The organism is Klebsiella sp. OBRC7 (genome assembly GCF_000293135.1).
In the GTDB taxonomy this organism is placed as follows: Bacteria; Pseudomonadota; Gammaproteobacteria; order Enterobacterales; family Enterobacteriaceae; genus Klebsiella; species Klebsiella michiganensis.
Map to the genome: position 1 here is coordinate 63,116 of NZ_ALNJ01000142.1, position 7,025 is coordinate 70,140.

The 7,025-nt window shown below is 58.0% G+C and carries 7 protein-coding genes; 1 reads left to right on the forward strand and 6 read right to left on the reverse strand.

Annotated features, from left to right (window positions below):
• Positions 1–194 precede the first annotated feature (194 nt).
• Positions 195–1,412, reverse strand: a complete 1,218-nt coding sequence (fabB, locus tag HMPREF1144_RS27530; RefSeq protein ID WP_009654648.1) for a beta-ketoacyl-ACP synthase I — start codon at positions 1,410–1,412, stop codon at positions 195–197.
• Positions 1,413–1,570: 158 nt separating this feature from the next.
• On the opposite strand from fabB, the gene mnmC reads away from it, so the two are divergent.
• Entirely contained in the window at positions 1,571–3,559 is a 1,989-nt protein-coding gene (mnmC, locus tag HMPREF1144_RS27535) for a bifunctional tRNA (5-methylaminomethyl-2-thiouridine)(34)-methyltransferase MnmD/FAD-dependent 5-carboxymethylaminomethyl-2-thiouridine(34) oxidoreductase MnmC (protein ID WP_009654649.1), read from the forward strand.
• 54 nt (positions 3,560–3,613) lie between these two features.
• Here the strand turns inward: mnmC and HMPREF1144_RS27540 are convergent, their stop codons facing one another.
• From HMPREF1144_RS27540 to aroC, 5 genes are all read right to left on the reverse strand, one after another.
• Positions 3,614–3,892: a YfcL family protein gene (locus HMPREF1144_RS27540; protein WP_004852901.1), complete on the reverse strand. Its 279-nt coding sequence runs from the start codon at positions 3,890–3,892 to the stop codon at positions 3,614–3,616.
• Positions 3,893–3,923: 31 nt separating this feature from the next.
• Complete coding sequence (locus HMPREF1144_RS27545) at positions 3,924–4,472, reverse strand: elongation factor P hydroxylase (RefSeq protein ID WP_009654657.1); 549 nt, start codon at positions 4,470–4,472, stop codon at positions 3,924–3,926.
• Positions 4,472–5,281: a sulfite exporter TauE/SafE family protein gene (locus tag HMPREF1144_RS27550; RefSeq protein WP_004852903.1), complete on the reverse strand. Its 810-nt coding sequence runs from the start codon at positions 5,279–5,281 to the stop codon at positions 4,472–4,474. The genes HMPREF1144_RS27545 and HMPREF1144_RS27550 overlap by 1 nt, the downstream gene beginning before the upstream one ends.
• Positions 5,281–6,105 (reverse strand): penicillin-insensitive murein endopeptidase, encoded by an 825-nt coding sequence (gene mepA, locus HMPREF1144_RS27555; protein ID WP_004852904.1) that lies wholly within the window; start codon positions 6,103–6,105, stop codon positions 5,281–5,283. Before mepA ends, HMPREF1144_RS27550 begins: the two co-directional genes overlap by 1 nt.
• 3 nt (positions 6,106–6,108) lie before the next feature.
• Positions 6,109–7,025, reverse strand: a 917-nt coding sequence (aroC, locus tag HMPREF1144_RS27560) for a chorismate synthase (RefSeq protein WP_009654667.1), incomplete at its 5' end; no start/stop codon positions are given.

A 7,025-nucleotide genomic window follows, 5' to 3' on the forward strand; every position in this document is an offset into this window, starting at 1 on the left:
CAGTTCGCAGAGTAAGGCGAGGTGAGACCACGCCCTCTCCACCTGATTATCAGGGTTAAGGCGCGTTGGATGACGTTAAACGCTTACGCATTATCTGAGAGAATAATGTTGTGGCAGGAGTTTGCCTTTTCTCCCGGGGGTCTGTCAAGAATACAAAAAGGGAGCCCGTTGGCTCCCCTTGTAAAGCGTGTTCGTTATGCGCGGTATTTGCGCATGACCAGCGTGGCGTTAGTCCCGCCAAAGCCGAAGCTGTTAGACATCACGGTTGTCAGCGCGCGTTCGGTCGGCTCGGTCACGATATTCAGGCCGGCTGCCTGCTCGTCCATCTCTTCAATGTTGATGCTCGGCGCAATAAAGCCGTGTTCCAGCATCAGCAGGGAGTAGATAGCTTCCTGTACGCCAGCGGCGCCCAGGGAGTGGCCGGTCATCGCTTTGGTCGCGGAGATCGCCGGGCTGTTATCACCGAAGACTTCACGAATCGCCCCCAGCTCCTTCACATCGCCTACCGGAGTAGAAGTACCGTGGGAGTTCAGATAGTCAATCGGCGTGTCAACGCCGTCCATCGCCATCTTCATGCAGCGAACCGCGCCTTCACCTGACGGGGCAACCATATCTGCGCCATCGGATGTTGCGCCGTAGCCAACGATTTCAGCATAGATGTGCGCGCCGCGCGCCAGAGCATGTTCCAGCTCTTCAACCACCACCATACCGCCGCCGCCCGCGATAACGAATCCATCACGGTGGGTGTCATAGGTACGAGACGCTTTTTCTGGCGTTTCGTTGGATTTGGTGGACAGCGCGCCCATCGCGTCGAATTCACACGCCATTTCCCAGCACAGCTCTTCGCCGCCGCCGGCAAACACGATGTCCTGTTTGCCCAGCTGGATTTGTTCAACAGCGTTACCGATGCAGTGTGCGGAAGTCGCACAGGCAGAGCTGATGGAGTAGTTCACGCCGTAGATTTTGAACGGTGTTGCAAGGCAAGCGGATACCGCGGACGCCATCGCTTTGGTCACCACGTACGGGCCAACCGCTTTCAGACCGCGCGGGCTGCGCATTGCATCAGCGCCGAAAACCTGAGATTTAGAAGAACCGCCAGAACCGGCAATCAGGCCCACGCGCGGGTTTTGCTGATAGACTTCATCTTTCAGGCCAGCATCTTCAATTGCCTGCTGCATGGAAAGATAGGAATAGATAGAGGCATCGTTCATGAAACGAACCACTTTACGGTCAATCAAGCCGGCGGTGTCCAGTTTGACGTTGCCCCATACGTGGCTGCGCATTCCTGAATCTTTAAACTCTTCAGAGAAAGTGATCCCGGAGCGTCCTTCACGCAGAGATGCCAGGACTTCCTGCTGGTTATTACCAATACTGGAAACGATGCCCAGGCCAGTAATCACTGCACGTTTCATTCAATACCTCTGTAAGTCGCACTATATTAAGTTTCGAGTCGCACAATAGCGTACACTTGTACGCCGAACAAGTCCGATCAGCCAATTTGTGTATAAATTTGCGCCCTCAGGCACACATCGTTAAGATCGTTCTACGCCTTGTGATTCGAGTAACTTACGTGAAACAAAACGCCATACAACCCGCCAACCTGGAATTCAACGCTGAGGGTACACCTGTTTCCCGAGATTTTGACGATGTCTACTTTTCCAATGACAACGGTCTGGAAGAGACGCGCTACGTTTTCCTCGACGGAAACCAGCTCAAGGAACGCTTCCCTGAGCATGCACGCCCGTTCTTTGTGGTTGCCGAAAGCGGGTTCGGTACCGGCCTGAATTTCCTCACGCTGTGGCAGGCGTTTGACGTTTTTCACCGCGATAATCCAGAAGCTACCCTGCAAAGATTACATTTCATCAGTTTCGAAAAATTTCCGCTGAAAGCGGAGGACCTGCGCCTTGCCCACCAGCGCTGGCCGGAGCTTGCAACCTGGGCCGAGCAGCTGCAGGCGCAGTGGCCTCTGCCCATCGCGGGCTGCCATCGTCTGCTGCTGGATGAAGGGCGGGTCACGCTGGATTTGTGGTTTGGCGATATTAATGAACTGACTAACGAGCTCGATGATTCGCTTAATCAGCAGGTAGACGCCTGGTTTCTTGATGGCTTTGCCCCGGCCAAAAACCCGGACATGTGGACGGCGGAGCTGTTTGCGGCGATGGCTCGTCTGGCAAGACCCGGCGGTACTCTGGCCACCTTCACCTCCGCCGGCTTTGTCCGCCGCGGCCTGCAGGAGGCCGGTTTCAGCATGCAGAAGCGCAAGGGTTTTGGCCGCAAGCGCGAAATGCTGACCGGCGAAATGCGTGAAATGCCGGAGATCCCCGCGCGCGCGCCGTGGTTTACCCGCTGCGGTACGGAACAGCGCGATGCCGCGATTATCGGCGGGGGGATCGCCAGCGCCCTGCTCGCGCTGGCGCTGCTGCGCCGCGGATGGCAGGTAACGTTATACTGCGCCGACAGCGCGCCGGCTGAAGGCGCATCCGGAAACCGCCAGGGCGCGCTCTATCCGCTGCTCAGCCAGCACGATCCCGCCCTGGCCCGCTTCTTCCCGGCGGCATTTACTTTCGCCCGCCGCCTGTATGACGCTCTGCCGGTGATGTTCGATCATGACTGGTGCGGCGTGACGCAGCTGGGCTGGGATACGAAAAGCGCGCAGAAAATCGCCCAGATGATTGCGCTTAACCTGCCGCCGGAAATCGCCGTCGCCGTGGACCCCCGAACCACTGCGCAACAAACCGGTGTGGAAACCGGCTGCGGGGGCATCGCCTATCCTGCCGGCGGCTGGCTTTGTCCGCAGCAGTTAACCGCTGAACTGTTGGCCCTCGCCGCTACTCGCGGATTGCGCGTGCGCTACGATTATCCGGTCACGGAGCTCAGCGCAGACAACAACGGCTGGCAATTAAACCAGCGGCAGTACCACGAGGTCGTGGTGCTGGCCAACGGCCATCAGCTGACCCGCTTTAGCCAGACGGAGCATCTTCCCATGTACCCGGTTGCCGGTCAGGTTAGCCATATTCCGACGACGCCAGGGCTATCGAAATTGCGCCAGGTCCTGTGCTACAACGGCTACCTGACGCCGCAAAACCCGCATAATCAGCAACACTGCATTGGCGCAAGCTACCACCGCGGACAGGCAGAGGCCGCGTTTAGCGCCGAGGATCAGCAGCAGAATCGCCAGCGCCTGATTGACTGTTTCCCGCAGGCGGAATGGACGCGGGAGGTAGACGTGAGCGCTAATCAGGCCCGCAGCGGCGTGCGCTGCGCAACCCGCGATCATTTGCCGATGGTCGGCAGCGTGCCTGATTATGAGGCCACCTTACGCGAATATGCCTCGCTGGCTGAACGTCAGGAGCAGGCCGGAGAAGCGCCGGTTTACCGCAACCTGTATATGCTGGGCGCGCTGGGTTCACGCGGCCTGTGCTCCGCGCCGCTGGCGGCTGAAATTCTGGCGTCGCAAATGAGCAATGAGCCATTACCTATGGATAAAGAAACGCTGGCGGCACTGAACCCTAACCGGCTATGGGTCAGAAAGCTGCTGAAAGGGAAAGCGGTGAAATAATCGAGGGAAAACGGGCCCGGCGGAGCGATCGCCGGGCTTTGGCGGAGAGCAGAACTATTTCTGCATCGCCTTCTGATACAGACTGTTCCACATTTCCTGCACCAGAATCTGATCCGGCGGCGACAGTTCGCCCGCGCTGATGGCTTTTTCCAGGCTCTGGGCTACTTTGTCATGTACCGCTTGCGTAGTATGCTCGCCCTCTCCTTCCAACTCGGCCACCGCCAGCGTCAGGTGGCCGCGCAGATAACCGCCGGCAAACAGTTCGTCATCACTGGCGTGGTCGACCATATTATCAATTAACGCCAGAATGCGTGATTCAAACTCCGCGATCATCTTCTTTCCTCATAGTATGTAAAGCGTGGCTTTAGTGCAGGTCTTCCGGCCACGGAAACTGTTCTGCCGCTAAGGGCGGCGTTTGATAATATTCTTGCAGCGCCTTAATGAAACGCGCGGGACGCTCGGGGATCCCCTGCTCCAGATAGGTCATCACCTGGGCATGCACACGCCGCTGAAAAGCGATGCGGTCAGGCTCAAAATCCCCTTCCAGGTTGTCGCAGCTGACGTTAAATGGATATCCCGCCGCCACGCAAAACAGCCAGTCAAACGCCTGAGGCTTCACCTCAACGTCTTCAAATTGAGACTGGGTCATCGCGTCGCGACCGTCCGGACAGTACCAGTAACCGAAATCTACCAGCTCACGTCGCGCCTTCCCGGCAATGCACCAGTGCGATATCTCGTGCAGTCCGCTGGCGTAAAAGCCGTGGGCAAAGACGATACGGTTGTAAGGCACGTCATCATCTGCCGGAAGATAGATCGGTTCGTCATCGCCTTTAATCAGACGGGTATTAAAATCTTCAGCAAAACAGCCGTCGAAGATTTCGATCAGCTGTTCATATTTATGCGTGCTGTTCATTAGTTCATCCCCAGCCACTGGAGGAACTCCTGTCCATGGCTGTCATAAAGCAGTTTTGCACTCATCACCGCCGACACCACGACGATCATCGGTCGAATCAGTGACTGTCCTTTGCTCAGCACCAGCCGCGATCCCGCGCGGGCGCCGATAAATTGCCCGGCCAGCATCACAAAGCCGGTAGCCCATATCACCTTGCCGCCAATAATAAACAACAGCAGGCCGCCAACGTTAGACGTCGCGTTCAGCAATTTTGCATGCGCGGTCGATTTCGCCAGATTGAACCCCGCGAGGGTGACGAAAGCCAGCGCGTAAAAAGATCCGGCGCCCGGGCCAAAGAAACCGTCGTAAAAACCGACGCAGCCGCCGGCAATCAGGGCAAACGGCAGGCCATACAGACGGCGCTGCCGGTCCTCTTCGCCGAGCTTCGGCATCAGCAGAAAATAGAGGCCGATACCGATAACCAGAATGGGCAGTATTTGCTTAAGAACGTCGGACTGAACGTGCTGAACCAGCAGCGCGCCGCCGGTCGAGCCGAGAAAGGTCATCAGAATATTGAGCTTCTGGTCGGCAAGATTCACCACCTTGCGGCGAATGAAATACAGTGAAGCGGAAAGCGACCCGCCGCAGGCCTGCAGCTTGTTGGTGGCCAACGCCTGCGCAGGGGGAAGACCCGCCGCCATCAGGGCCGGGACGGTCAATAACCCGCCGCCGCCCGCCAGTGAATCGATAAATCCCGCCAGAATGGCCACGAAGAACAGTACGACCAGTACCGTCGGTGACACCATAAAAACGTCGATAAAACTATCCATTAAAGAATATGCTCATCCAGTAGCGCCTGGCAGGAAGGCGGCAGCGGAGGCGGCGTCTTCTTCACAGGAGGGGTTGATCCTGGCTTAGGGGGTTCAAACCAGCTTTGCAATTCCGCACCGCAGCCATCGCCCGCCGGAGGCGGGGCCTGGTCTTCACACTCGAGGCTGCCTGCCGGGCAGCGCAGGCGCACGTGCATATGCGCTCGGTGCTGGAACCATGGGCGAACTTTGCGTAGCCAGTCGCGATCGCTACCGGCATCCAGGCACAGCTGCTGCTTAATGGCCGGGTTGACGAAAATACGCGTAACGTCGCTATCTTGCGCCGCCATCTTAATCAGCTGGCTGATTTGCGGGCTCCATAGCGACGGCACTACACGTTTGCCGTCGCGGGCCACCAGGTCCAGCGCCTGCGGCTTCAGCAGCTGAGCTGAACTCCAGCGCGCCTGCGGCAGCTGAAGAAAAATATCGACGTCCAGTCCGGACTGATGGCTGGCGTGGCCGCCGTTAAAGCGTCCCCCGGCCGGCATCCCCATGTCGCCAATCAGCACCGTTCCCATGCCTTTATTGTGCGCCTGATTGCTCAGACGTTGAATAAACTGCACGAGGTCCGGATGGCCGAAGTAGCGGTTTTGATCGGTACGCATCACCTGATAGCTGGTGGCGTTTAACGGCAGTGCCTGCGCGCCAACGATACAGCCATTGGCAAACGCGCCAATGGACTGCGGGCTGCCGCTAACGGGCTGCGTGATTTTCTGCCACGGCGTTGCCGCCAGGCTGGTACCGCTGGCAAGGAGCGCCAGCAGTGCGATAACGGTTTTTTTCATCTATTACCAGCGTGGAATTGATGTCGTCACGTCGCCGTTTTGCGCGCGCTGACGCATAAAGTGATCCATTAACACGATCGCCAGCATCGCTTCGGCAATAGGTACCGCGCGAATACCGACGCAAGGATCGTGACGCCCTTTGGTGATCATCTCAACTTCTTCGCCAAAGCGATTGATCGTGTGACCCGGGACGGTGATGCTGGAGGTCGGCTTCAGCGCGATATTCGCCACGATCTGCTGACCGCTGCTGATGCCGCCGAGAATGCCGCCCGCGTGGTTGCTCTGGAAGCCCGCTTTGGTAATTTCATCGCGGTTTTCGCTGCCGCGTAGCTTCACCACCTCAAAACCATCGCCAATTTCCACGCCCTTCACCGCATTGATGCTCATCAGCGCGTGCGCGATATCGGCATCCAGACGGTCGAATACCGGCTCGCCCAGTCCCGGCGGTACGCCATCGGCCACCACGGTGACCTTCGCCCCGATGGAGTCGCCCTCTTTCTTCAGGCCGCGCATCAGTTCATCAAGCGCTTCGATTTTGTCCGGATCCGGGCAGAAGAACGGGTTCTGCTCTACCTGATCCCACGCTTTTATCGCCAGCGGAATATCGCCCATCTGGGTCAGGCAACCGCGAATCACAATACCAAATTTCGCGGCGAGGAATTTCTTGGCAATCGCCCCTGCGGCCACGCGCATGGCGGTTTCACGCGCAGAGGAACGACCGCCGCCGCGATAGTCGCGCAGGCCATATTTCTGCTCGTAGGTGTAGTCAGCGTGTCCAGGGCGGAAAACGTCCTTAATGGCGCCGTAGTCCTGAGAACGCTGGTCGGTATTCTCAATCAGCAGGCCAATGCTGGTCCCGGTGGTCACCCCCTCGAATACGCCGGAGAGGATCTTCACCTGGTCCGGCTCGCGGCGCTGGG

Coding starts and splice junctions, on each gene's coding strand:
- HMPREF1144_RS27550 (WP_004852903.1), bottom strand. CDS start 5,281: ATGGATAGTTTTATCGACGTTTTTATGGTGTCACCGACGGTACTGGTC.
- HMPREF1144_RS27540 (WP_004852901.1), bottom strand. CDS start 3,892: ATGATCGCGGAGTTTGAATCACGCATTCTGGCGTTAATTGATAATATG.
- fabB (WP_009654648.1), bottom strand. CDS start 1,412: ATGAAACGTGCAGTGATTACTGGCCTGGGCATCGTTTCCAGTATTGGT.
- mepA (WP_004852904.1), bottom strand. CDS start 6,105: ATGAAAAAAACCGTTATCGCACTGCTGGCGCTCCTTGCCAGCGGTACC.
- HMPREF1144_RS27545 (WP_009654657.1), bottom strand. CDS start 4,472: ATGAACAGCACGCATAAATATGAACAGCTGATCGAAATCTTCGACGGC.